This window comes from Mycobacterium marinum (assembly GCF_003391395.1).
GTDB classification, from domain to species: domain Bacteria; phylum Actinomycetota; class Actinomycetes; order Mycobacteriales; family Mycobacteriaceae; genus Mycobacterium; species Mycobacterium marinum.
Genome location: NZ_CP024190.1, coordinates 906,171 through 929,438, shown reverse-complemented (window position 1 = coordinate 929,438; position 23,268 = coordinate 906,171). Strand labels below are relative to the sequence as shown.

General features: G+C 66.7%; 24 protein-coding genes. 6 read left to right on the top strand and 18 right to left on the bottom strand.

The annotated features are described in order from the left end of the window. Positions 1-47 precede the first annotated feature (47 nt). The 9 genes from CCUG20998_RS03905 to CCUG20998_RS03865 all read right to left on the bottom strand — a co-directional run bounded on the left by CCUG20998_RS03905 (position 48) and on the right by CCUG20998_RS03865 (position 7,685). Positions 48-1,139, bottom strand: coding sequence for a lysophospholipid acyltransferase family protein (locus CCUG20998_RS03905; protein ID WP_085979790.1), 1,092 nt, complete (start codon positions 1,137-1,139; stop codon positions 48-50). Continuing rightward, complete coding sequence (locus CCUG20998_RS03900) at positions 1,121-2,254, bottom strand: SDR family oxidoreductase (protein WP_020731775.1); 1,134 nt, start codon at positions 2,252-2,254, stop codon at positions 1,121-1,123. Before CCUG20998_RS03900 ends, CCUG20998_RS03905 begins: the two co-directional genes overlap by 19 nt. Positions 2,255-2,332: 78 nt before the next feature. Beyond that, the gene (locus CCUG20998_RS03895) at positions 2,333-2,434 is read right to left on the bottom strand and encodes a 30S ribosomal protein bS22 (protein ID WP_003402602.1); all 102 of its coding nucleotides are present in this window, start codon (positions 2,432-2,434) and stop codon (positions 2,333-2,335) included. 138 nt (positions 2,435-2,572) lie between these two features. Beyond that, complete coding sequence (locus CCUG20998_RS03890) at positions 2,573-2,827, bottom strand: helix-turn-helix domain-containing protein (protein WP_036457029.1); 255 nt, start codon at positions 2,825-2,827, stop codon at positions 2,573-2,575. 141 nt (positions 2,828-2,968) lie between these two features. Next, positions 2,969-3,841, bottom strand: coding sequence for a pyrroline-5-carboxylate reductase (proC, locus tag CCUG20998_RS03885; protein WP_172607095.1), 873 nt, complete (start codon positions 3,839-3,841; stop codon positions 2,969-2,971). Between the two features lie 36 nt (positions 3,842-3,877). Then, on the bottom strand, positions 3,878-4,723 hold the full coding sequence (locus tag CCUG20998_RS03880) for a thioesterase family protein (protein WP_020731773.1): 846 nt from the start codon (positions 4,721-4,723) through the stop codon (positions 3,878-3,880). 1 nt (position 4,724) lies between these two features. Next, positions 4,725-5,567 (bottom strand): sugar phosphate isomerase/epimerase family protein, encoded by an 843-nt coding sequence (locus tag CCUG20998_RS03875; protein WP_020731772.1) that lies wholly within the window; start codon positions 5,565-5,567, stop codon positions 4,725-4,727. A gap of 16 nt (positions 5,568-5,583) precedes the next feature. Next, on the bottom strand, positions 5,584-6,654 hold the full coding sequence (locus CCUG20998_RS03870) for a hypothetical protein (protein ID WP_020731771.1): 1,071 nt from the start codon (positions 6,652-6,654) through the stop codon (positions 5,584-5,586). Continuing rightward, positions 6,651-7,685: a Ppx/GppA family phosphatase gene (locus CCUG20998_RS03865; protein ID WP_020731770.1), complete on the bottom strand. Its 1,035-nt coding sequence runs from the start codon at positions 7,683-7,685 to the stop codon at positions 6,651-6,653. Before CCUG20998_RS03865 ends, CCUG20998_RS03870 begins: the two co-directional genes overlap by 4 nt. A 139-nt stretch (positions 7,686-7,824) precedes the next feature. Between CCUG20998_RS03865 and CCUG20998_RS03860 the strand changes: the two genes are divergently transcribed. Beyond that, a complete protein-coding gene (locus CCUG20998_RS03860) occupies positions 7,825-8,619 on the top strand; it encodes a DUF3109 family protein (protein ID WP_036457027.1) in 795 nt (264 codons plus the stop codon). Between the two features lie 12 nt (positions 8,620-8,631). Here CCUG20998_RS03860 and CCUG20998_RS03855 read toward each other — a convergent pair whose 3' ends face one another. Continuing rightward, the gene (locus CCUG20998_RS03855) at positions 8,632-9,369 is read right to left on the bottom strand and encodes a FadR/GntR family transcriptional regulator (protein WP_020731768.1); all 738 of its coding nucleotides are present in this window, start codon (positions 9,367-9,369) and stop codon (positions 8,632-8,634) included. Positions 9,370-9,456: 87 nt separating this feature from the next. Here CCUG20998_RS03855 and CCUG20998_RS03850 point away from each other — a divergent pair, with 87 nt between their 5' ends. The 3 genes from CCUG20998_RS03850 to CCUG20998_RS03840 are packed head-to-tail and all read left to right on the top strand — an operon-like array spanning position 9,457 to position 12,724. Further along, positions 9,457-10,440, top strand: coding sequence for a hypothetical protein (locus CCUG20998_RS03850; RefSeq protein WP_020731767.1), 984 nt, complete (start codon positions 9,457-9,459; stop codon positions 10,438-10,440). 32 nt (positions 10,441-10,472) lie between these two features. Next, entirely contained in the window at positions 10,473-10,814 is a 342-nt protein-coding gene (locus CCUG20998_RS03845; protein WP_011742115.1) for a hypothetical protein, read from the top strand. After that, complete coding sequence (locus CCUG20998_RS03840; protein WP_103654078.1) at positions 10,811-12,724, top strand: GMC family oxidoreductase N-terminal domain-containing protein; 1,914 nt, start codon at positions 10,811-10,813, stop codon at positions 12,722-12,724. The genes CCUG20998_RS03845 and CCUG20998_RS03840 overlap by 4 nt, the downstream gene beginning before the upstream one ends. Here CCUG20998_RS03840 and regX read toward each other — a convergent pair. The 6 genes from regX to CCUG20998_RS03810 form a co-directional block, all read right to left on the bottom strand. After that, the gene (gene regX / locus CCUG20998_RS03835) at positions 12,687-13,370 is read right to left on the bottom strand and encodes a two-component sensory transduction protein RegX (protein ID WP_011742113.1); all 684 of its coding nucleotides are present in this window, start codon (positions 13,368-13,370) and stop codon (positions 12,687-12,689) included. The two genes, CCUG20998_RS03840 and regX, sit on opposite strands and share 38 nt — an antisense overlap. A gap of 155 nt (positions 13,371-13,525) precedes the next feature. After that, positions 13,526-14,752 carry a sensor histidine kinase gene (locus CCUG20998_RS03830; protein WP_012392756.1) on the bottom strand — a complete coding sequence of 409 codons (1,227 nt, stop codon included), beginning with the start codon at positions 14,750-14,752 and terminating at the stop codon, positions 13,526-13,528. Positions 14,753-14,887: 135 nt separating this feature from the next. Then, positions 14,888-15,643, bottom strand: a complete 756-nt coding sequence (locus CCUG20998_RS03825; protein ID WP_103654077.1) for a phosphoglyceromutase — start codon at positions 15,641-15,643, stop codon at positions 14,888-14,890. Positions 15,644-15,656: 13 nt separating this feature from the next. Then, positions 15,657-16,208, bottom strand: a complete 552-nt coding sequence (locus CCUG20998_RS03820) for a type III secretion system chaperone family protein (RefSeq protein ID WP_012392754.1) — start codon at positions 16,206-16,208, stop codon at positions 15,657-15,659. Then, entirely contained in the window at positions 16,205-17,596 is a 1,392-nt protein-coding gene (gene mshA, locus CCUG20998_RS03815; RefSeq protein ID WP_373145915.1) for a D-inositol-3-phosphate glycosyltransferase, read from the bottom strand. Before mshA ends, CCUG20998_RS03820 begins: the two co-directional genes overlap by 4 nt. A 20-nt stretch (positions 17,597-17,616) precedes the next feature. Then, positions 17,617-18,918, bottom strand: a complete 1,302-nt coding sequence (locus CCUG20998_RS03810) for an ROK family transcriptional regulator (RefSeq protein WP_015354462.1) — start codon at positions 18,916-18,918, stop codon at positions 17,617-17,619. Positions 18,919-19,094: 176 nt separating this feature from the next. On the opposite strand from CCUG20998_RS03810, the gene CCUG20998_RS03805 reads away from it, so the two are divergent. Then, positions 19,095-19,847 (top strand): SDR family NAD(P)-dependent oxidoreductase, encoded by a 753-nt coding sequence (locus CCUG20998_RS03805; protein ID WP_012392751.1) that lies wholly within the window; start codon positions 19,095-19,097, stop codon positions 19,845-19,847. On the opposite strand, the gene CCUG20998_RS03800 is transcribed toward CCUG20998_RS03805, so the two are convergent. Next, a complete protein-coding gene (locus tag CCUG20998_RS03800; RefSeq protein ID WP_231389843.1) occupies positions 19,831-21,102 on the bottom strand; it encodes a L,D-transpeptidase in 1,272 nt (423 codons plus the stop codon). The genes CCUG20998_RS03805 and CCUG20998_RS03800 overlap by 17 nt on opposite strands. 152 nt (positions 21,103-21,254) lie before the next feature. Beyond that, on the bottom strand, positions 21,255-22,355 hold the full coding sequence (locus tag CCUG20998_RS03795) for a UDP-N-acetylmuramate dehydrogenase (protein WP_012392749.1): 1,101 nt from the start codon (positions 22,353-22,355) through the stop codon (positions 21,255-21,257). A gap of 26 nt (positions 22,356-22,381) precedes the next feature. Here CCUG20998_RS03795 and CCUG20998_RS03790 point away from each other — a divergent pair, with 26 nt between their 5' ends. After that, positions 22,382-22,906 (top strand): DUF2505 domain-containing protein, encoded by a 525-nt coding sequence (locus CCUG20998_RS03790; RefSeq protein WP_020731759.1) that lies wholly within the window; start codon positions 22,382-22,384, stop codon positions 22,904-22,906. The last annotated feature ends 362 nt before the right edge of the window (positions 22,907-23,268 follow it).

The window sequence follows — 23,268 nt, the reverse complement described above, 5'->3', positions numbered from 1 at the left end:
CGCCCACCAAGGTAGCGGTGCAGCATCGGTGACGTGGCCGCGCGAGGTCAGCCGAAGAAGACGTTGCGCCGCCCGGCCAGCAACCGGTACAACGTTTGCTGGATCGTCTCACGGACCTGGTCGGTCAACTCGAAGGTGACCATCGGATCCTCGGCGTCACCGGACCCGTAGTCGGCGGTGTAGATCGGTTCGCCGAATGCGATGCGCCACTTCGACGGCAGCGGCACCAGCCCGGCCGGACCCGCCAACGGGAACAACGGGGTGACCGGGAAGTACGGCAAGCCGAACAGCCGCGCCAGCAACTTGACGTCGGTGAGCATCGGGTAGATCTCTTCGGAGCCGATGATCGAACACGGAACAATCGGCGCCTTGGTTCGCAACGCTGCCGATACGAAGCCGCCGCGGCCGAACCTCTGCAACCGGTAGCGATCAGAGAAATGCTTGCCCAGTCCCTTGTAACCCTCGGGAAAAACGGCAGTCAGTTCGCCGGAGGCCAGCAGGCGGTGCGCGTCGGTCGTGCAGGCCATCGTGTGCCCCGCTTTACGGGCGGCTTCACCGACCACTGGCAGATCGAACACCATGTCGGCGGCCAGCAACCGCAGATCCCGCTGCGCCGGATGCTCATCGTGCACCGCCACCGACAGCATCAACCCGTCGAACGGCAGCACCCCTGCGTGGTTGGCCACCAACAGTGCGGCGCCTTCGCTGGGGATGTTCTCCACACCGCTGACTTCAACCCGGAACCAAGACTTGAAAAAGAACCTCAGCAAAGGCCGAACGATCGCGTCGTTGAAGTGTGGGTCGAAACCGAATTCATCAACGCTGTAGTCACCGATCAGGCGCTGACGGAGAAAACCCGCGACCGCGGCGACGCGCTGCGCAAGCTCGTTCAGCGGCGGTTCGGCAGTCGAACTCCCACCCGCGACACGCCGGTGTTCGTCGATTTCGCGGACGACAGCGGCGATCTGCTCGGCCGATGCGCGGCCGCCCGGATCGGACAGCAATGAGGGATGTTGACGAGACGCGTCTGCCCGTTGATCGGCGCGACGACGCGCCGCCACACGACCCCGATTGGCGTGCAGGGGAATGACATTCGCTCTGGTATTACCCGCCACGATATCTACCTGACCCCACCCCATGGAATTGGATTTCGGCTACCCCAGCGCTGCGCTACCGCTATGGCGCGACCCTCCCAGGAGCGTACCCGATGCGGGTCGATTATGGGAGTCAAGCCGCGGCCGCGAACGTAGTCGTCAAAGGCCTCCGCCGTCGACCACTTGGGCTGGTAGCCGAGTTCGGAACGCATCCTGGTGGTGTCCATCACGCGGCCATAACTCAAGTACGCGAACTGCTCGCGGTTGATTTCGGTGTAACGATTAGCTCGTCGCAGCGAATCGAGAGCCCACACCCCAAAGCCCGGAACCGGCAGCGGGATTCGGCCGGCCCGACGGATAGCCTGGGACAGCATGATGATGCCGTCGGCACCGATGTTGTAGGTCCCGCCCTTGCCCGCCAGAGCCGCGCGTTCCAACGCGCCCAAGGCGTCCTGCTCATGCAGCAGCTGCAACCTCGCGTCGCGGCCAAACATGGTGGGCACCCCTGGCCCGGCCAGATACCGCGACAGCGTGGTGTCCATCGCCGGGCCGATCATGTTGGCCAACCGCAGGATCGTCACTCCGATGTCGGGGCGACGCCGGCCCAGGCCGCGCGCATAACCCTCGATGTCGAGGCTGTCCTTGGCAAAGCCCTCGCGAAATGGACGACGGCTACTGCTGTCCTCGGTGAATACCACCGGATCGTGCGGGCTGGACCCGTACACCTCGGAAGTCGACTTGAGCACAACCCGACGCACCGACGGTGCCTTCTGACACGCCGCGAACAGCTGCATGGCGCCCATCACGTTGAGTTCCTTCAACGCCGCGCTACCACCGGAGCGCGGAGCGTAGGACGCCGCCGCAGCGTGCACCACCGTGTCGACATCGCCGTTGCGAATCACCTTCGCGATGAAGGGATTACGGATGTCGGCACGCACAAACTCCGCTCGGCCCATGCGCCGCAGCATGTCCTTGCTCGGCGCGATCGCATCCACCGCGATGACCGAACTGATCAACGGGTTTTGCGCGAGTCGCGCGGTCAAGTAGCCGCCGAGAAATCGGCAGGCGCCGGTAACCAGCACCACCTTGGGATGGTGGACGCTGTCACCGCCGCCACCGATTCCTCCGGCGCCGCCCCCTTGACCGTTCGACGAATTCACCCCGACAGCCTAGCCGCGGCTGGAGGCATGGGCGTTACAGCCTGGTGACAGCAGCCGCCAACCCGAACCAGTCGGGGCCTACTTGCCAAGTTTTCTGCGCTGCACCCGGGTGCGGCGCAGCAGCTTGCGGTGCTTCTTCTTGGACATGCGCTTGCGCCGCTTCTTGATTACTGAACCCATGAACTCCGCTATCTGACCTGTGACCGGCTTGCTTCAACAAATGACCCGGTCACTTTACCCAGCCCGCCGTACCCAACACCAAACCGGCGCCACCTGACCAACCGAAGCCAAGCCTGGTGGCGTGCGGCCGGTATTCGGCTAACCGGCGAAATACGAGGTCTGCAGCATGTCGTGGACGGCCTTGGCGTGCACCCGAAATGACCGCCCGACCCGAACCGCTGGCAACTCTCCGTTGTGCACAAGCCGGTAGACGGTCATTTTGGACACCCGCATGAGCGAAGCCACCTCGGCCACCGTGAGGAACTGGCTGCCGGCCTGCTGGCCTTCGCCTGAACTATCACGTACCGATTTACCAGCAGAATCGCGCGCCGATGGCCCGTTCGTAGACGTCATCGCTAACCCAATCGTGTCAGGCACACGCAATCCCAGCGGCTTCCCCTCCGCTGGCACCCACGCGTGCATACAAAGAGGAGAATAGCGGGACTAGTGGGGTTACTGGTACTGGTGGGGGACAATCAGTTCAAATTTTTTGAATTATTCCGATGTAATTCTTAGCTGCTCAGAGCGGCTTTTGGCGGCCTGCACGGCGGCATCGACGGCCCCCCGGAACCCTTCGCGCTCGAGTTCGCGCAGCGCAGCGGCGGTCGTCCCGCCGGGTGAGGTGACCGACGCCCGCAGCTGCGCCGGCGAGGTGTCCACCCGCAAACCCAACGGCTCGGCAGCGCCGCGTCGGTCTTGATCCATCCGCTCCAGCAGCATCGCCGCCGAACCGGCCATCGTCTGGGCCGTCAGGTCGGTTGCCACCTGCCGACTCAAGCCCGCCGCCACACCCGCGTCCACCAAGGCCTCGACCATCAGCAGGAAATATGCCGGCCCGGACCCCGACAACGCGGTCACAGCGTCGAGTTGCTGCTCGGGAACGGTGAGCACGACGCCGACCGAATCGAACAGGGCTGAGACTTCCTCGAGCTGTTCGGGCGTGACGAAGCGGCCTTTGGCCAGCGCGGTAACCCCCGCACTCACCAGTGCGGCCGCGTTTGGCATCGCTCGAACCACCGGGGTGCCCGCGGGCAACTTGGATTCGAAATATGAGGTGGTGACCCCTGCCGCGACGGTGACGAACACCTGCTCGCCGCTGTAGCTTTCGGCCGCGGCCACCACCGCGCTCAGGTCGCCCATCACCGAGTCGACGTCGCCGGGCTTGACCGCGACGACGACCAGCGACGCGCTCTCCGCCGCATCCTTGGCCGAGGTCACCAATACCGAATAGGTACTGGCCAGGTATTTGGCGCGCTCTGGTACCCGCTCAGCCACCACCAGATCTTTGACTTGCCGCCCGGCCCGCAACAGTCCGGACAACAATGCTTCACCGATGCTGCCGCCGCCGATGATCGCGATTCTTGGCATGCCCGACAGCATCGCAGACGGTCCGCAGTGGCGCCGCTACCGGGCAGGCACCATCGCCAGCTGGCGCGTCTGCACCACGATGCGGCCCGCCTGATCGACGACGATGTGGTCCTCGTCGAACCAGCCCTGCCCGATCTCAACGCAGGTGGCGACGATCCGCAGCCACCCATCGGTGGGCAGGGCGCGCAGGATGGCGGTCAGCTGGACGGTGGGCGCCCAACCGGTGCGTCCGACGGCAAAGGTGACCGGGACCGACAGATCGCCGCACATGAGGGCGAACAGTGCGTCCGGGGCGACGCCACGTGGCCGGGCCCACATCTGAAAGGTCGGCGCCCGTCCGCCCCACCCGCTCGCCGGGGTCTGCAGCGTCGACGCCAGGGGCCGCACATCGCAGCCGGCACCCAGGTGGGCCAGACCGGCCAGCGCATGACCGGGGCCGATCGGTGTGGCATCGTCTGGCGGTTCGGGGGCCATCATTTCCAGCACCGGGTTGGCCGATAGCAGCGGTGTGGCCGGGCCGGACTCGTAATGCTCGGGTTCACCCAGCGTGACGACGGCGTGCACCGCGGTGCGCTCGCCCTGCATGAGCTCCACGTCGACCACGCTGATCCGGCGGCCACGCTTGCGGATCGATGTCACCAGTCGCATCGGCCCCGGATCGGGGGCCCACAGGAAGTTGGTCGACACCGCGACCGGTTGCAGTGCGTCACCGCCATGGGCGGCGCGCGCCGCCTTGGCGCACAAGGCCAGCATCACGCCGCCATGCACCTTGGGGCCGATGGTCCAGTGCTCGTCGAGCTCACCGTCGAATATCCGGCATTGGCCGCCCGCGGGTGCTTCGACCTCGCGCAGCGCCATCGCCGTCGTGAATAACGCGTTCATATCACCGCATCAGGTGGGTACGGGCAAACTGCAAGGACTCCGACAGCATCGCTTCGCGCTCCGCCGCCGAACGGGCTGAGGAGGTGGATACCTCCAAGACCACCTGCCCGGCGAAGCCCCCACCGGCCAGCATCTGGCATACCTCGGCGGTGGGCTCCGTTCCGCGGCCGGGAACCAGGTGCTCGTCGGCGGGCAGCCCGCTGCCGTCGCACAGGTGCAGATGCATCAGACCCGGGCCCATCCGCCGGGCCATGCTCAGCGCGTCGGTTCCGGCTGTCGAGGTGTGCGAGAGGTCCAGCGTGTAATGCGCGTGATCGCCGTCCAGCGGGTCATAGGACGGCGCGAACGCCGAAATCGCCGCACCCGGGCCACCACCGCGCTTGCGCATCCGTTCTCGTGACTGGCCGGCCCCGAAGAACCGGTCCGCCCGGAACGGAAACATGTTCTCGACGGCCACCACCACGTCGCTGGACGCTTCCAAGGCCGCAACCTGGTCGCTGAATCCCTCGGCGTAGCGCCGTTGCCAGCGGAAGGGCGGATGCACGACGACGGTCTGCGCGCCCAGCTCTTCGGCAGCCCGAACGCTGCGGTCCAGCTTCACGATCGGGTTGGCCCCCCACACCCGCTGCGAAATCAGCAGACACGGGGCATGCACGGACAGCACCGGAACGCGGTAGCGCCGGGACAGCTTTCGGACGGCATCGATGTCCTGGCTGATCGACTCGCTCCAGACCATCAGCTCCACGCCGTCGTAACCGAGCCTGGCGGCATACTCGAACGCGGCCTCGGCCCGCAAGGGGTACACCGAGGCCGTCGACAGACCGACTTTGATTGCTGGGCGCACTGTGAGTGGGGGCCGCCTAGCCCGATTGCAACAAGGCCAACGGACCCAGGGTGATCAACGCACCCACGGCAACCGCTATCAATGTGCTTCCGATGTCCTCCGTCTTGCGAACCACCCGAACCCCGACCACCAGGCCGAGGATGACCAGTACCGAGAGCACCAGCGCGACGATGCTGTTCCAGCGCCACAGCTGGTCAAACGCGATGAACAGACCCGCACCGAACACCACGGCCAAGATCGACTGCAGCACTACCAGCGTGCCGCGCCACAGAGCCGCGAGCTTGCCCGACAACGGGCGCGCGCCCTGTTCCTCGTCGGCTTCGGCCTCTTCCTCTTCCTCGTCGAACGTCGACGGGAACGACTCCCCGCGCCGCCGCGCCACCTCATCGGCCAGGGACTGCCCGCCATAGAGAGCCTGATCGGAGATCCCCTCCGACGCCTGCAGAAAAGAACGCACGTAGGCGGAATCCTCGACCTCGGCTTCCGCTTCGGAGTCGGAGACATCCACCGATGTATCGCCGTAATGGCCCACCGGGTCGGGGCTCATGTCCTCAGCCCCGGGCCCTTGCCCCGCGGCATCGCCATCCCCGGTGTGGCGCAGGGGTCTGGGGTACTCACTGCGCTCAGGACCCGCCGTGGTCCGGGTGATCGGCTCCGATTTCGGCCAGCGCGGCTCGGGCTCCGACCAATACGCCCCCCTGCCGGCCTGGCCGGCCGCCGATTCCTCGGCGGCCGGCGGGGGCTCGGCGGCTTCGGCCGGTGCTACGACCGATTCGGGCTGCACGCGCGATGCGGGTGCAGGCTCGTCGACCTCGACTCGGCCGTTGCCGGGCGTGGCTTGGCTTGTCGGTGCGACAGTCTCGGTGGTTTCGGCGGGCGCACTGGGCGCGCTTCGCTCATCGTGATGATCGTCCCGGATGATCGGAATTTCACCAGTGAGCTCGGCGACCGTGATCGAGTCGGTGTCACCGCGGCGGCGGCGGCGGCGCCGGGTGACCGCCGGGGCACCGACGTTGCCATTGCGGGCCAGCAGTTCGGCCACCGAGATCTGCTTGGTGTCCTCCGTCTCGGAGTGTGGTCCAGTCATGGTTTGTTGCCTCTCGATCGGCCTGCAGCGTTCCGATCTACTACCTGACCTCTAGCATCGCGCACCGAAGTCAACACCGGCGAAGTTTCCATGAAGGCGGTCCCATCGGCTTCACTGTCGAGTCGGCGCAAAATAACACCTTCTCGTAGCGCCCACGGGCAGATATCCAACGCTTCTATCGAGAGCGCTCGCATGCTTGCCTCCGCCACCAGAGCCCCCGCCACGATTTGCGGCGCCCGCTCGGCGCTGACTCCTTCCAGTTCTGCACGGTCAGCGGTGGTCATCCTAGAGATGAAAGATATGAGTTGTCTGAGGCCATTGGCCGTCAGGGTCCTCTTCACCCGTGGTCCGGCGGCCGACGGCGCTGCGCCGGTGAGTCGCGCCAGCGAGCGAAATGTCTTGGACGTAGCCACCGCGAGGTCCGGGATGCCCGCGTCCAGCATCGTCACGCCGGCATCCGATAACTCAGCATCCAGCCAATCCCGAAGCATCGCCACCCGGCGCCGGCCGGGCGGATCGTCGGGCAGCCATTCCCGCGTCAACCGTCCCGCGCCTAGCGGGAGCGACAGCGCCACCTCGGGCTCTTCGTCCACGCCGCTGGACAACTCCAGCGAGCCGCCGCCGATGTCGAGGTTGATGATGCGCCCCGCGCTCCAGCCGAACCAGCGGCGCACCGCCAGGAAGGTCAGTCGCGACTCGTCGACACCGCTGAGAACCTGCAATTCGACATCGGTTTCGTTGCGCACCCGCGACAACACGTCATCGGAGTTCTCCGCCTCTCGGACCGCCGATGTCGCGAAGGCCATCAGCTCCGCGCAGCCCGAGCTGGCGGCGATCTTGGCGAACTCGTCGATCGTGGACACCAGCTTGTCGGCGCCACGCTTGGTGATGTTGCCCGAGCTATCGGTGGCCTCGGCCAGCCGCAAAGTCGCCTTCGTCGAACTCATCGGGGTCGGATGGCCACCACGGTGAGCATCAACCACCAGTAGGTGGACCGTGTTGCTGCCCACGTCGAGCACGCCCAATCGCACGAAATCAACCTAGTCGTGCGGCAATGCGGCCCGCCGTGCGACCCGCTGAGTTGCCCGGCAATACCGGCCGGCAAGCTCGCCGACGCGCGCGCAACCGCAGCAGCGCCGCGAAGCATGACTGTGGACTAACGTTGTAACCGTGGCAAACTCGTGCCTGAAGACGGTGCAGCCGGGACAAGAGGTCAAACTCGATTTCCCCCGCGAGTGGGTGGAATTCTACGACCCCGACAATCCCGAGCATCTGATCGCGGCCGACCTGACCTGGTTGCTGTCGCACTGGAGCTGTGTCTTCGGCACCCCGGCCTGCCAGGGCACCGTGGCCGGCCGGCCGCACGACGGATGTTGTTCACACGGCGCATTCCTGTCCGACGATGACGACCGCGCCCGGTTGGATGACGCGGTCAAGAAGCTGACCGACGACGATTGGCAATATCGGGACAAAGGCCTGGGCCGCAAGGGCTACCTGGAGCTCGATGAGCACGATGACCAGCCTCAGTACCGCACCCGCAAGCACAAGGACGCCTGCATCTTCTTGAACCGTCCCGGATTTGCCGGCGGCACCGGCTGTGCGCTGCACAGCAAAGCCCTCAAACTCGGTGTTGCTCCGCTGACCATGAAACCCGATGTCTGCTGGCAATTGCCGATCCGGCGCAGCCAGGAATGGGTGACCCGGCCAGACGGCTCCGAAATCCTCAAAACCACACTCACCGAATACGACCGACGCGGCTGGGGCTCCGGCGGCGCCGACCTGCACTGGTATTGCACCGGCGATCCGGCCGCCCATGTCGGAAGCAAGCAGGTGTGGGAGAGCCTGGCCGATGAGCTCACCGAATTGCTCGGCGCCAAGGCGTACGCCGAACTGGCCGCCGTGTGCAAACGCCGAAGCCAGCTGGGTCTGGTCGCCGTACATCCGGCGACGCGGGCGGCCGAGTAACGGCGCGCGACGCTACCGCCCGGGCTCCTCGCCGGCATAGGCGCCGCGGTAGCACATGATCATGCGCAATGCGCTCGCGTTCAGGTATCCCTCAACCGCCGCGGCGGCCGTCTCAGGGTCACCCGCCAGCACAGCGTCATTGATGGCCGCCAGATCGGCGATCACCGGGTCCGCATCCTCATAGGCGCCGGTCAGCTCGTGCTCGCGGCCACCGAAGGCCTGCTCGACCCAGCGATACAGCAATCCCAAAGCGCGGTTGCGGGTGCCGTGGATGAGTACCCGAAAATAGGCGAGATCGGCGGCCTGGCGCGCCGGCGCAGTGTCGGCGTCGGCCACCGCCGCCAGCGCAGCGCGTAGCGCCTCAGCGTCCGCAGAGCTGTTCCGTTCGGCAGCCAGGCGGCCGATCAGCGGCCCCAGAGCCGCCCGAATTTCAAGCACTTCGACCAGGAAGTCGGGACCGAGCTTGCGCACCAGCGCCTCGACCACCGCGGGATGGGTAAGGCTCTGCGGGTCGCGCACTACGTTGCCACTCCCCTGCCGGGTTTCGATCAGGCCCATCTGCTGCAACCTGGCCAAACCCTGGCGCAGCGACGTCCGGTTGACGCCGAGCCGCTCGGCCAGCTCCCGCTCGGGCGGCAGCGCGGAGCCAGGCGGAAAAACGCCGTCGAGGATCGCGTCGGCGATCGAGGTGGCGATCTGCTCGTCGACCCGTTGACGATCCGGCGGCTGCAAAATACTTGACTGGTTCATTGGCTCAACCAATATAGTGGATGGACCGACGGCACAACCACAACCAAGAGCGTGTCGCGCCGCATGGCAACACCGGAGGTGAAGCGGGTGGACGAGGAAATGCGATCGGCGGTAGCCCCGCGCTGGCAGGGCAAACCAGGGCGCCTGGAAGTCTGGTATGCGACCCTGTCGGATCCCTCAACCCAGGCCGGACTATGGGTCCACTACGAAACCGTGGCACCCACCACCGGTGACGCGCCCTACGCGCACGGATGGGCAACGTGGTTCCCGCCGGACGGCCCGCCCCGCACCGGACGTTTCGGCCCCGCGCCGGTCGGGCCGGCGACGGGAGCCGCCTGGTTCGAGGCGGCAGGCGCGCGGGCGGCTCACGAATCGCTCACCGGCCGAGCGGGTTCACTGAGTTGGGACTTGTCATGGAAGGACGCCGCCGCGCCGCTGTGGACGTTCCCGCGGGTCGCATGGGAGCGCGAGTTGTTGCCGGGCGCCCAGGTGGTGCTCGCCCCCACCGCTGAATTCAGCGGCTCGCTGACGGTGGGCGATACCAGCCACCCGATCGGCGGCTGGCGCGGCGGGGTCGCCCACATCTACGGGCACGGCAACGCCAAACGCTGGGGATGGATCCACGCCGACCTCGGTCACGGTGACGTGCTGGAGGTCGTCACCGCGGTGTCGCACAAACCCGGACTGCGCCGGCTCGCACCGTTGGCGTTCGTCCGCTTCCGCATCGATGGAAAAGATTGGCCCGCAAGCCCGTTGCCGTCCCTGCGGATGCGCACCACCCTCGGCATTGCACATTGGCAGCTGGAGGGCCGCATCGATGGCCGTGACGTGCTGATCCGGGTCGACCAACCGGCCGAGAGGTGCGTGAGCCTGCAATACACCGATCCCGATGGGGGAAAAGCGGTGTGCACCAACACCGAACGGGCCGACGTCCACGTCGAAATCAGCCGCACCCGGGGCGGCAACCGGGTCATCGAACGCAGCTGGTCGGTGTTGGGAACCGGGCACGCCGAAGTCGGCCTGCGCGATACCCGCGATGCCAAGGCGCCGGCCGTCAATGAACGTCGATGAACGCCGATGAACATGAATGAAAGGACGTACCGATGAGTTTTCTGCTGGACCCACCGCTGTTGTTCGCCTGCGGAGTGCTCATCGAGCGCCACCTCGACGAAGACCGCCGCGACCTCGCCGAAGCCGCCGCCCTCGGGGTCTTCTTCGCGGGTTCGTTCGGTCTGTACAACAACGTGCCCGGGCTGGGCTTGCTGTGGCGGCCGTTCCGCGCCCGCAACGGCCGCGACTTCATGTGGAACAGCGGGGTGTTCAACGTGGATACCGACCAGGCACAGTGGCCGCTGCACGCGGCGGCCGGAGGCATCTTCGCGACGTATCCGTTCTTCATCAAGCTCGGCCGACGGCTCGGTAGCCGGCTGGCAACCCGGATATGAGCCGCACCCAGGCCGCACTGGCCTCGTTCGGCGCCGCGTTGTTGCCCGAGGAACGCGGTGGCCCGACGTCGGCCGAATTCGCCGAGCGCGTCGACCGGTACCTGTCGCAGCTGCCGACCACCTCACGGCTGGCCGTGCGCGCCGGGCTGGTGTCGCTGGCGGCCGCGAGCTACCTGACCACCGGCCGATCCCTGGCCCGGCTTGAACCCGCCCAACGCGAACAGGTGTTGCGCCGAGTCGCGGCGATCAATCCCGACACCAGCGCCGCGCTGGAAGGGCTCAAAGCGGTCGCGCTGCTGGCCAACGGTGCCGACACCTACGCACCGGACTTGCTTGCCCGCGCCCAGGCACACGACGCCGCGCGTTCCGATGCGGCGCTGGACATCACCGCTTCCCCGGATAGCCCTTCGGTGGTCACCGCCGACGTGGTGATCGTCGGGTCCGGCGCCGGTGGCGCCATGACGGCCCGCACCCTGGCCCGTGCCGGCTTGCGCACCGTCGTGCTGGAGGAGGGCCGCCGCTGGACGGTGCGGGAGTTCCGCACCACCCACCCGATAGACCGCTACGCCGGCCTGTATCGCGGCGGCGGGGCCACCATCGCGCTGGGACGTCCGGCCGTAATACTGCCGATGGGCCGAGCGGTCGGTGGCACCACCGTAGTCAACTCGGGCACCTGTTTCCGGCCGCCGTTGGCCGTGCAACAACGCTGGCGCGATGAGTTCGGGCTCGATCTGGCCGATCCGGACCGACTGGCCGGCCGCCTCGACGACGTGGAACACGCCTTGCAGGTCGCACCCGCGCCGCGCGACATCATGGGCCGCAACGGAAACCTGCTACTGGATGCCGCCGCATCGCTGGGCTGGCAGGCCGCACCTATCCCCCGCAATGCTCCGGGATGCGCCGGCTGTTGCCAATGCGCGATCGGTTGCCCCAGCAACGCCAAGTTCGGCGTGCATCTCAACGCACTTCCCCAGGCCTGCGCGGCCGGCGCCCGGATCATCTCCGACGCGCGGGTACAGCGGGTGCTGCATCAGGGGGGACGGGCCCGCGGCGTGCGCGCCCGCCGCCCGGACGGCACCGCGATCGACGTGCTCGCCGACATCGTCATCATCGCCGCCGGGGCCACCGAAACACCGACGCTGTTGCGACGCAGCGGCCTTGGCAGCCACCCTCGACTCGGCCGCAACCTCGCGCTGCATCCGGCCACCATGCTGGCCGGCCGCTTCGACGACGATGTCTACGCTTGGCGCGGCGTCCTGCAGAGCGCGGCGGTCCACGAGTTCCACGAGTCAGACGGCGTCCTGATCGAAGCGACCGCCACACCACCGGGGATGGGTTCGATGGTTTTTCCCGGCTACGGCACCGAGCTGCTCGACTGGCTGGATCGGGCGCCTCAGGTCGCGACTTTCGGTGCGATGGTCGCCGATCGTGGTGCCGGTTCGGTGCGGTCGGTACGCGGCGAAACCGTTGTGCACTATCAAGTGGCCCCGGACGACATCGCCAAACTACGGGTGGCGGTACAAGCCATCGGCCGGCTGCTCTTTGCCGCGGGTGCGGTCGAGGTGCTCACCGGACTGCCCGGTGCCCCCACGGTGACATCACCGGCAGCACTTCAGGATGCGCTGCAGCGCAGCGACCCGAGAAATCTGCACCTGGCCGCCTTCCACCCGACCGGAACCGCCGCCGCCGGCGCCGACGCGCAAATCTGCCCCGTCGACGCAACCGGCCGGCTGCGCGGGGTCCACGGAGTATGGGTCGCCGACGCGTCGATCCTGCCCAGCTGCCCGGAGGTGAACCCGCAGATATCGATCATGGCGCTGGCGCTGGCGGTCGCCGACGAGGTGGTCGCCGACCGCTCGGGCTCGATCTATATCAGCCCTCCAGCTTGTAGCCCAGGCCCCGCACCGTGACCAGATGCACCGGATTGGCCGGGTCCGCTTCGATCTTGGAGCGCAAGCGCTTGACGTGGACATCGAGCGTCTTGGTGTCGCCAACGTAGTCCGCGCCCCAGACCCGGTCGATCAGCTGGCCGCGGGTCAGCACCCGCCCACTATTGCGCATCAGGTATTCCAGGAGATCAAATTCCTTGAGCGGCAATGTGATCGCGTCACCGTTCACCGACACCACATGGCGCTCGACGTCCATGCGCACCGGTCCGGACTCCAGTACGCCGTCGCTGACTTCGGAATCGTCGTCGCCGCCCCGGCGCAGCACCGCCCGGATTCGGGCGATCAGTTCGCGCGCCGAATACGGCTTGGTCACATAGTCGTCGGCGCCCAACTCGAGCCCAACCACCTTGTCGATCTCGCTGTCGCGGGCGGTCACCATGATGACCGGCACGCTGGAGCGGGCACGCAACTGCTTGCACACGTCGGTGCCCGACATGCCCGGCAGCATCAAGTCGAGCAGCACGATGTCAGCACCCGAGCGATCGAACTCCGCCAGCGCGGCCGGGCCATCGGTGACCACGGTGGCTTCAAAGCCCTCCTTGCGCAGCAGAAACGCAAGCGGATCGGCCAATGACTCCTCGTCCTCAACGATCAGCACGCTAGTCATCGGCGCCACTCCTCTTCATCGCTTCGCTCTGCATCGTCGTAAGCGCGGGTCATCGGCGCCACTCCTCTTCATCGCTTCGCTCTGCATCGTCGTAAGCGCGGGTCATCGGCGCCACTCCTCTTCATCGCTTCGCTCTGCATGGTCATTAGCGCGGGTCATCGACTTAGCTCTTCCTCTCGTTGTGACCGATTGGGCCGCGCGTCGCGGGCCCGCGGCTGGTCAGGTTGATCGCTGTCGTCGGGCGCCGAACTGGCAGGGATGGACAGGGTGAACGTGGACCCCGTTCCCGGCTTGCTCCACACGCCGATGCTGCCGTTGTGGTTGGCGGCGACGTGCTTGACGATGGCTAGCCCCAGTCCGCTCCCACCAGTAGCCCGCGAACGAGCCTTGTCGCCCCGGAAGAACCGCTCGAAGACTCGCTCCTGGTCTTCCAGCGCGATCCCGATACCCCGGTCGGTGACGGCGATCTCGACGTTGTCGCCGCGCTTACGGCGGCTGATCGACACCGGTGAGCCCGGTGACGAGTAGGCGATTGCGTTGGAGACCAGATTGGCCAACGCGGTCACCAGCAGGGTCTGGTCCCCCAGTACATGCAGCCCGGAAGACGAATCGGTGCGCACCTCGATCTCGGCGTTGTCGGCGGCCACCTTGTGGCGAGAAATCGCCTCCGAGACAATGGTGTCGACGTCAACGTCGGTGACGTTGTGTAACCGCTCGGCCCCCTGCAGGCGCGATAGTTCGATCAATTCCGCGACCATGTCGCCCAGCCGATTGGCTTCGATCAGCACCTTCTCGGCGAACCGCCGAACCGTGTCGGAGTCATCGGCAGATGCCAGCAGGGCCTCGGCGAGCAGGGCCATCGCACCGACCGGGGTCTTGAGTTCGTGGCTGACGTTGGCCACGAAATCACGTCTGGTTGCCTCCATGCGGGCATAGTCAGACTGGTCGTAAGCGAAGACCACGGTGAAGCGCCGGTCTTCCTCGCTGAGCAACCGGGCTTGCCCGTGCACCGATAGTCCGGACCGGCCGCCCGGACGCTTTCCAGGTGACAGATCGAACTCGACGTCGCTGCCCCGCAACGCCTGCTGTGCGGCCTCCCACGCCTGGTCGTCGAGCTGCCGGTCCCGCACCAGGCCCAGCTCTTTGGCCCGGTCGTTGAGGTAGACGACGTCCCGATGGCTATCGACCACCGCGACACCCATCGGCATCAGCGCGACGATGCGTTGCAGCATCTGCGCGACGGTGATGCCAGTCCACTCGGTGGACGCTTGTTGGCGGCGCCGCACCAGCCGCTGTGACAGCCGGGCCCCGACCGCGACACCTGCGGCCAGCGCCAGCGCGGACAAGACCCCGGCCAGCAACAGTGCCGAGAACACAGTCACAAACAAAATCCTACAAATCTGGTGAACGCAGCCCTAGCGCTGCGCGGCCAAATCAGGACAAGTCACATCCTCGGCCGCATGTGTTCTGCTGCCGTTCACGCATTGTTTAGCGACTGGCCCTATCGGCGCCAGAAATCAGGCTTTTGCCGCGCCTTGACTCGCCACCGCGGCAGCCCCCGCGGCGGCCGCCTCCGGGTCCAGATAGGTACCCCCGGGCACCAACGGTTGCAGCCATTCGTCCAGGTCGTAGCGCAGCGGAATGCCCGTCGGGATGTTGAGTCCGACGATGTCCTCATCGGACATATGGTCCAGATGCTTGACCAACGCGCGCAGCGAGTTGCCGTGCGCGACGATCAACACCGTCTTGCCGGCCCGCAGGTCACCGACGATGACGTCGGTGAAGTAGGGCAGAAACCGGGCCACCACGTCAGCCAGGCATTCGGTCAGCGGCCCGCCGTCGATGTTGGCGTAGCGGGGGTCAGCGTCCTGGCTGAACTCACTGCCCTTCTCGATTAGTGGCGGTGGAGTGTCATAGCTGCGCCGCCAGGCCATGAACTGCTCTTCGCCGTAGCGGGCCTTGGTCTCTGCCTTGTCCAGCCCCTGTAGCGCCCCGTAGTGACGTTCGTTGAGCCGCCAGCTGCGGCGCACCGGAATCCACACCCGGTCGGCGCTGTCCAGCGCCAGATGCGCAGTGGTGATCGCGCGCCGCAACAGCGAGGTGTAGAGCACATCGGGCAGCAGATCCTGTTCGGCCAGCAATTCGCCGCTTCGTACCGCCTCGGCCCGGCCCTTCTCGGTCAGGCCGACGTCGACCCAGCCGGTAAACAGGTTGCGAGCGTTCCAGTCGCTTTCGCCATGGCGAAGCAGCACCAACGTCCCGGTGTCTCCCATGCCGGCAAGTCTCTCACGTCGCCGGAGCCCGGTCCTCTCGGTCATCCTCGTCGTCGATCAGATGCGCGAACGCCTCCAGGTTCTTCAACGACTCGCCCCGGGAAATCCGCCATTCCCATTCTTTTTGAATCGAAGACCGAAAACCCAACTCCAGCAACGTGTTGAAATCCGAGTCCACCGCCTCGAGCACCTGCCCGAGCACTCGGTCGATCTCGTCGGCGTCGACGGAGGCCAAGGACATGCGCCCAACCAGGTAGATATCGCCGACGTTGTCCAGCGTGTATGCCACCCCGTAAAGGCGGCGGTTGCGTTTGAGTAAGAACCGGTAGACACCTTCATGGTTTTCGTCCGGCTTTCGACAGACGAAAGCCTCCACGCGTACCGAGTGCTCACCGATGCTCAGGATGGTGTTGGTCTTGAGCTTGCGTTCCCCCGGCAGTTCGACGATCAGGCCGGCCAGCCCGCCGTGGGCGCCCTGATGTCGGGTGTAGCTCAGCTCGTTGACCTTAAGCGTGTCCTCGATCACCGCTTGCACGGACTGGCTCTGCGGCGTGGTGGGGGTCACGCGCCGACTCCGCGCCGAGCCGTCCAGCGACGCGGTTTGCGAGCCGCCACCGGGTCGCGAACCTTGCGGCGGCGCCCGGCGGTGAAGTCGCCGATCGCGCGGCGGTAACTGGCCAGCAGCGCGTCTGTGGTGTTCTCCCAAGAGAACGTGGCCGCATGCTCGGCCGCAGCCCGACTCATCAGCGCGCCCTGCGCGCCGGCATTGCTTCGCAGCAGCCCGTCGATCGCCGCCGCCCATTGGTCGACGTCATGTCCGGAGACCAGAGTCCCGCTGACCCCGTCACGAACCGCCACCGGCAACCCGCCGACCGCGGCCGCCACCACCGGCGTTCCGCACGCCTGGGCCTCCACAGCGACCAGGCCAAACGACTCGGAATAGCTCGGTATCGCGACCAGATCAACCGCGTGGAACACGCGAGCCAAATCCGTGCGGGACTGCGGCGGCAGGAATGTCACCCGCTCGGCGATGCCGAGTTCGTCGGCGAGTTGAGCCAAACCGTCCGGGGATGCCAGTCCACTGCCCGAGGGGCCCCCGGCAACGATGATCCGCACCCCGGGCAGTTTGGCCACAGCACGCAGCACGATGTCGGGCGCCTTCAGCGGCTGGATCCGCCCGACGAAGGCCACCACCTTCTCCTCGGGCCGTAGCCCCAGCGCGGTTCGCGCCTGCTGACGGTCGCCGGGGCGGAACACCTCCAGGTCGACACCGGGATGCACGACGTCGATCCGGGCCGGATCCGCACGGTGAATCGAGATCAATTGCTTGGCCTCATCGTCGGTGTTGACGATGAGCCGATCAGCCTCGTCGACCACCTGCTGCTCGCCAACGGTGCGCAGCGGCGGCTCCGGTGCATCACCGTTGGCCAGCGCCGCGTTCTTCACCGCCGCCAGCGTATGGGCGGTATGCACCAAAGGGACCGCCCAGCGGTCGCGGGCCAGCCAGCCGACCTGGCCGGACAGCCAATAGTGCGAGTGCACGATGTCGTAGTGCCCGGGTTCGTGGGCGGCTTCCGCGCGCAGCACCCCGGCCGCGAACGCACACAACTGGGTGGGCAGGTCGTATTTGTCCAGACCCTCGAATGGTCCCGCCACCACATTGCGCACCAGCACACCGGGCGCCACCCGCACGACCGGCGGGTCCGCCGAAGCGGTGGCCCGGGTGAAAATCTCGACCTCGATCCCCCGCTTGGCCAGGTGTAGCGCGCTTTGCAGCACGTAGACGTTCATGCCCCCGGCGTCACCGGTGCCCGGCTGCGCCAGCGGCGAGGTGTGCACAGCCAGCAGGGCAATCCTGCGCACGACGGCGTCGGCGGTTAGCCGGGAGACATCATCGGGCCGCACACCATCATCTTTACAGGACTCGCCCGCGGAACCGGCCCCCGCACGCATGGGGCGCACGTCAGGCCCTCCTACGCCGAGGCTTCGGGTTCGGCCTGCCGCAGCCGGGTGTTCAGTGCCCCAGAACGACGCATCGCCCCGCGCGGATCGGCATACAGCCCGCCTAGGGACACAATGCCCGCTCCCGCTTCCTGCACCCGGTTTCCGAATGACGTGACGCGGATGTCGCGCGGGGCCAGCACCGATCGAGCGGTGAACGCCTCTTCCACCTGGCGCATCCCCTCCGGGTACTCGGTGAATGCCTGGCCACCCACCACGAGTTCATCGGGGTTGAGCACGTCGCGCAGCAACGCAACCGTCTCGCCGAGCACTCGAGCCCGCTCCGCGAGCAGCTCCCTGGCCTGTTGATTTCCCGCCCGCGCCACGCGCAGCAAGTCGGTCATCGCGGTGACCGAGCCGTTCGTACGGGCCTGCGGGGTGGCCGCGATGATGCGCAGACGGCGGGCAGCGGCCAGCACCGCCTCGTCGCTCACCGTCGACTCGAGCTGGCCGGTACCGCCGAGCAGTTCGGAGTGGGCCGGCAAACCCGCGATCGTGCCCGGGCCGCTGGCCGGACAGTGCACCCGCCCGTCGATCACCAGCGCATAACCCACGGTTTCGCGAGCGTAGACATACAGGCTGGTCGATGACCCCCCCGCGAGGCGCCGGGTACCGAGCAGAAGTTCGGCTCCGGCCATCGCGTCGACGTGGGATGCCACCGAGACCGGAAGCCCCAAGGCGTCTGCCAGCGCGGGCCCCACCGGTGCCTGCCGCCAGCCGAGTCGTTGGTGGTCGACGTGGCCGCTGGCGTCATCCACCGTGCCACCGATCGCGACCCCCACCCACAGGGCACGACGACGATGCCAGCGCCGCAGATACCGGCCCGCACTGTCGGCCAGGGACGCCAGCGCACTGCTGGCCGAACTGCGCGGTGTCGCGGTTTCGACGGTGTCGAGGGTGCGCCCCAACAGGTCGGTGGCCACGATGCTGGTGGTACGCGCACCGATGTGCAGACCCAGCGTCACGAACGGCTCGTGGTTCACCTCGACCGGCACTCGCGGACGCCCGATGGCCCCCGAAACCGCCAAGTCGGCGCGCTCCCGCAGCAGGCCCGCATCGAGTAGCGCGATGACCTGGCGGTTCACCGTCGCGATGCTCAGCGAGGTGGTGGTGGCGATGACGTCGCGGCCAACCGGTCCGCGCAATCGCACGGCCCGAAACACGGAGGCCGCCGCGGAATCCGCGAGGTGCAATGACGGGGCCACCACCTGACGGTAGGAACGTGGCTGGCCGTTATGACCAGAATGATGGGCGGTGAGGGTAGTCGAGTGCACAGGCGTCCTTGTTCTGAGTCAACTGGCCGGGTCCCTGGCCGCACATGCTGAGCTGAGTCAGGCGCGGCAAAGTCAGCGGCAACAACAGGCGCCCGCGAAGCGACGCGGGGCGGTGCTGCTGAACATGGCACTGTGGTACACACCGCGAATTTAGCACGTTTACTAGAGTGTGCCCGATGACAACTACTGACGCTGGAAACCGAGTCGCAGTGGTCACCGGCGCCAGTTCCGGGATCGGCGAAGCAACCGCCAGAACTCTTGCCGCGCAAGGGTTTCACGTGGTCGCGGTGGCTCGTCGCGCGGACCGGATAACTGCGCTGACCGATCAGATCGGGGGCACCCCAATTGTGGCGGATGTCACTGACGGTGCGGCAGTGGCGGCCTTGGCGGACGGACTGAGCCGCGTTGACGTCCTGGTCAACAACGCCGGTGGCGCCAAAGGGCTGGAACCGGTGGCCGACGCCGATCTCGAGCATTGGCGCTGGATGTGGGAGACGAATGTGCTGGGCACGTTGCGGGTAACCCGCGCGCTGCTACCCAAGCTGATCGCCTCCGGCGACGGGCTGATCGTGACCGTCACCTCCATTGCGGCGCTGGAGATCTACGACGGCGGCGCCGGATACACCGCCGCCAAACACGCCCAGGGCGCGCTACACCGCACCCTGCGGGGCGAACTCCTGGGCCTGCCGGTGCGACTCACCGAGATTGCACCCGGCGCGGTCGAAACGGAGTTCTCGTTGGTCCGGTTCGACGGCGACGAGCAACGCGCGGACGCGGTCTACTCCGGGATGACTCCGCTGGTGGCCGCCGACATCGCCGAAGTGATCGGGTTCGTGGCCTCACGCCCCCCGCACGTCAACCTGGATCAGATCATCATCCGGCCGCGTGACCAGGCCTCAGCGACCCGACGGGCTAACCACCAGGTGTAGTAGTGCTCGGTGTGGTCGGTGTACCCGACAGGCTGGGGGCAGTCGACGGGGTGGCCGGCGCCGTGATCGGGATCTGCGTACCAGGCGTACGCGCCGACGGAGCCGGCAGCGCGGACATCGACAACCAGGTGTCCCAGTCCACCGCCCAGTCCCAGATGTCGCCGTCTGAGTAGGACAGCTCGATCGTGCTGCCGGTGACCTCAACCGGGTCGCCGTATATCGCCGAGTGGAAGTACTCCTCAGCGTTGGACGTCGACAGATTGATGCAACCGTTGGTGACGTTGCTGTTGCCTTGCGCGCCCGCGCTTTGCGGGTTGGCGTGGATGAACTCACCGTTGTTGGAGATCCGCACCGCCCAGCGCTCGTGCACGTTGCTGTATCCGGCGGCCGGGTTGGACATGTAGAAGTCCGAGTACTTCTCGGTCACCACATGGACACCGTTTCGGGTGACGTTGCGCGCCAGGTCGGCCTCGCCGTAGCTGCACGGGAAGTCCATGATGACTCCCTCATCGGTGACGACCTGAATGCGGTGGGAGGGGACCTCGGCCTTCACGATCTGGCGGCGCCCGATCTGAAAGTTCAACGTCATGTCTTGGGCACCGTAGGCGCCGTCGCCGAACGGCAGCCCATAGAGCTTGGCGTCGACGCTGACCGTGGTGCCCGCGGGGTAGTACTCGCGCGGGCGCCAGTGCACCCGGGCGCCCTTGGCCTCATCGGGCAACCAGGCCCAACTCCCCTCCACCGGCGGGTTGGCGGTGACGTGGAGCGCGCGTTCCACGGTCGCCTTATCGGTGATCGGTGCATCGAATTGAATGATGACCGGCGCCGCGATCCCGACAGTTTGCCCGTCGGCTAACTGGAAGCCCCCGTCGATCTGCTTGTCCGGCGTCACGGTGGTGAACTTGCCCCCCACCGGAATCGCCTTGCCGTCGTGGCCGACAGCCGCACCACTCCAGGTGTAGGTGGTGTCGTAGCCCAGTGGTTCGGTGACCGTGTAGACGGTGCGTTCCTGGTTGTAGGCACCGGCGATGACCTTGCCGGACGGATTCTTCAGCACGACCCGCTGGAACCAGCCGTTGCCGACCTCGACACTGACCGGATCGATCGGCAGCACGTCGCCAGCGGCATCGGTCGGCCGAAAGATCAGCCGCGGCGCCTCGGGCGCCTTCTGCTCGGCCTGCTTGGCGACCTTGCCCGAACAGGCGGCCAAAACATTTGGCGCCAACACACCGGCCCCAAGGGCCATCAAAGCCATGCGCCTATTGATCGGCGCCTGACTCTTGGGTGCGCTGGATGTGTTCACGGGATTCCAAGATACCGGGCGCAATAGCGCGCAAACGGTCCTCAAGCGGCCCCGTACCCGTCGCAACACGATGCTCCAGACGGGCTCCGGGCCAAAAGTAGCAGCTACAACGCGCAACCAACCAGAACGGGCTCCGGTTTCAGTGTGATACCAAACACATCACGAACTCCGTCACGCACTGTCCTGGCCAATACCATAACGTCCGCTGCCGTCGCGCCACCGCGATTGGTCAAAGCCAGTGCGTGCTTGCTGGACAGTCGGCATCGGGCGTGCGGGTCGCCGGGATAACCCTTGCCGAACCCGGCCCGCTCCAGCAGCCAGCCGGCAGCCAGCTTGACGCCGTCCGGCGCCGGGTAGTGCGGGACCGACTCCCCGGTCTGGGCCGCCAGCCGTTCGTAGATCTCGGGCGCGACCACGGGATTGGTGAAAAACGACCCCACGCTCCAGGTGTCATGGTCCGCGGCGTCGAGCACCATGCCCTTTCTCGCCCGCAGCGCCAGCACCGCATCGCGGACCGCCCGCGGCTCGCCACGCTCGCCGCTATTCATGCCCAGCGCAGCCGTCAGCTCGCCGTAGCGCAGAGGGGCGCTGCGGCCCGAGGCATCCAGCGCGAACTCCACCTCTAGGACCACCGCCGGCAGCGCCAGCCCGTCGGCTTGCTTGAGCACGCTGGTTCGGTAGCCGAAAGACAGGTCGGCGGCGGGCACCCAGCTCACCTCGCCGGTGCTGCGGTCCAATAGCCGGACCCGGGTGATGACGTCGGACACCTCCACGCCGTAGGCGCCAACGTTTTGTACCGGCGTCGCCCCGGCCGATCCGGGAATGCCCGACAGGCATTCCAGACCGCCCAGACCGCGTTCGATCGCCGCGACCACCACTTCGTCCCACACCGCGCCGGCCTCCGCGCGCACCAGGTTTCCGTCGATGGTGACCCGGTCGTTGGCCACCCGCACCACGGTCAGGTCGGCAAGGGCGTCGCCGATCACCACATTGGAGCCGCCCGCGAACACCAACACCGGCCCGCAGTCTCCGTTTCGGGCACGGTCATCGAGCTCCCGGAGCACGCCAACCACCTGATCGGTGGTGTCGCAGGTGACCAGCGTCCGCGCGACCGGCCCCACCCGCAACGTGGTCAATGGCGCCAGCGGCACCGACTCGGCGACGCGCGCACCGGCGAATAGCGAACCGACATCGCGCCGTTTCATGGCCCGTAACGGTAGCCTGGCCAGCTATGCCGCGTTCATTCGACGTGTCAGCCAACTACGAAGGCAGCGTCACCGAAGTCCTCCAGGCTTTCTACGAGGAGCAATACTGGCGGGCCCGGCTGGCAGAAACTCCAGTGGACGTCGCAACCCTGGAGTCGATGCGGGTGGACGGCAAGCCCGGACACGACGGGACCATCGAAGTAGTCACCTTGCAGACCGTCTTCAGCCACAACTTGCCGGGCCTGGTCACCCAGTTGCACCGCGGAGATCTGTGCATCCGGCGTGAGGAAACCTGGGGGCCGGTCAACGATGGAACCGCAACGGCGTCCATCGCAGGGTCGATCGTGGATGCACCGGTGAATCTGTGGGGCACCGGAGTCCTTACGCCCAACCCCAAGTCGGGCGGCTCCCGACTGTCGCTGCAACTCACCGTCCAGGTACGCATCCCTTTGGTCGGCGGCAAGCTGGAACGGATGATCGGCACCGAGCTGAGCCAGCTGGTGACCGTAGAACAGAAGTTCACTACCGAGTGGATCGCGGACAACGCCTAAGTAGCCCCAACTAGGCGCGCTAACACGTGCCGCCACCGATCCCGGTTCCGATCGCCGGGAGGTGCGCCCGCAAGCCGGCTCTCAACGCCTTCGCCGCAACATACATCGACCGGAATTGGTCACCTCAGCCGGCGATGATGCGAGCGCCACCGTCCCTGAGCTCCGGGTAGTCCCAACTGCAGGGCGTGTCCGTCCATCTCGGTGTTGAGACGGGTTTGGTGGTTGCCGGTGGTTGTTTGTGCAGTTCGGGTTGGGGTGGCTAAGACGCTGGTGGGCGGCGTGCGGGAGCGGTGCTACTCAACTTTCGACGATCTGATTTTTCTACGGATGCATCGCTGACCTGCGGTTATAGCGTGTTTGGA

Excerpts from the sequence above, each read along its gene's own strand:
- CCUG20998_RS03790 (WP_020731759.1), top strand. The coding sequence starts at position 22,382 with ATGCCGCGTTCATTCGACGTGTCAGCCAACTACGAAGGCAGCGTCACC.
- CCUG20998_RS03880 (WP_020731773.1), bottom strand. The coding sequence starts at position 4,723 with ATGAACGCGTTATTCACGACGGCGATGGCGCTGCGCGAGGTCGAAGCA.
- mshA (WP_373145915.1), bottom strand. The coding sequence starts at position 17,596 with ATGCGTGCGGGGGCCGGTTCCGCGGGCGAGTCCTGTAAAGATGATGGT.
- CCUG20998_RS03845 (WP_011742115.1), top strand. The coding sequence starts at position 10,473 with ATGAGTTTTCTGCTGGACCCACCGCTGTTGTTCGCCTGCGGAGTGCTC.
- regX (WP_011742113.1), bottom strand. The coding sequence starts at position 13,370 with ATGACTAGCGTGCTGATCGTTGAGGACGAGGAGTCATTGGCCGATCCG.
- CCUG20998_RS03870 (WP_020731771.1), bottom strand. The coding sequence starts at position 6,654 with ATGACTGGACCACACTCCGAGACGGAGGACACCAAGCAGATCTCGGTG.
- proC (WP_172607095.1), bottom strand. The coding sequence starts at position 3,841 with ATGCCAAGAATCGCGATCATCGGCGGCGGCAGCATCGGTGAAGCATTG.
- CCUG20998_RS03825 (WP_103654077.1), bottom strand. The coding sequence starts at position 15,643 with ATGGGAGACACCGGGACGTTGGTGCTGCTTCGCCATGGCGAAAGCGAC.
- CCUG20998_RS03895 (WP_003402602.1), bottom strand. The coding sequence starts at position 2,434 with ATGGGTTCAGTAATCAAGAAGCGGCGCAAGCGCATGTCCAAGAAGAAG.
- CCUG20998_RS03800 (WP_231389843.1), bottom strand. The coding sequence starts at position 21,102 with ATGGCTTTGATGGCCCTTGGGGCCGGTGTGTTGGCGCCAAATGTTTTG.
- CCUG20998_RS03795 (WP_012392749.1), bottom strand. The coding sequence starts at position 22,355 with ATGAAACGGCGCGATGTCGGTTCGCTATTCGCCGGTGCGCGCGTCGCC.
- CCUG20998_RS03855 (WP_020731768.1), bottom strand. The coding sequence starts at position 9,369 with ATGAACCAGTCAAGTATTTTGCAGCCGCCGGATCGTCAACGGGTCGAC.
- CCUG20998_RS03840 (WP_103654078.1), top strand. The coding sequence starts at position 10,811 with ATGAGCCGCACCCAGGCCGCACTGGCCTCGTTCGGCGCCGCGTTGTTG.
- CCUG20998_RS03905 (WP_085979790.1), bottom strand. The coding sequence starts at position 1,139 with ATGGGGTGGGGTCAGGTAGATATCGTGGCGGGTAATACCAGAGCGAAT.
- CCUG20998_RS03890 (WP_036457029.1), bottom strand. The coding sequence starts at position 2,827 with ATGACGTCTACGAACGGGCCATCGGCGCGCGATTCTGCTGGTAAATCG.
- CCUG20998_RS03805 (WP_012392751.1), top strand. The coding sequence starts at position 19,095 with ATGACAACTACTGACGCTGGAAACCGAGTCGCAGTGGTCACCGGCGCC.